1 protein-coding gene is annotated in these 374 nt (G+C 33.7%); it reads right to left on the minus strand.

The window, feature by feature from the left end; all coding sequences use genetic code 11:
* Positions 1 to 57 precede the first annotated feature (57 nt).
* The coding region (gene divIC, locus GUI70_RS25405; protein ID WP_161884529.1) for a cell division protein DivIC at positions 58 to 374 on the minus strand (317 nt) is incomplete at its 5' end.

Here is a 374-nt window from a genome sequence, read left to right on the forward strand (position 1 = left end):
CCTTGTTTGGATTTTTTCACAATGTCTATACTCGGATAATTTTGAATCAATTTGGATTTATTTTTTCGAAGATTTTGAGCTAGACGAATCTTTGTCTTCTGGCAACCTAAAAATCACTTCACCTTTGTTGCTTAAGTAATAATCATCACGCGCAATTTTTTCAATGTAATCTTTGTCATTCAGATTATTCAACTTTTCTTTTAACGCAATTTCTTCATTTTGTTGCTTTTGAAACTGTGCTTCTTTCGCTTTTCGCTCCTGTGCATCAATATCATTGCGATGTTTTTGGACAACAAGCAAGATTGATAAAACAACAATTATCGCAAGTAATACGCCCGCAAATACTGTAATACGCCTACGAACAACACGCATTT

Origin of the sequence: Deinococcus alpinitundrae (genome assembly GCF_009982895.1) — a bacterium.
Lineage (GTDB): Bacteria > Deinococcota > Deinococci > Deinococcales > Deinococcaceae > Deinococcus > Deinococcus alpinitundrae.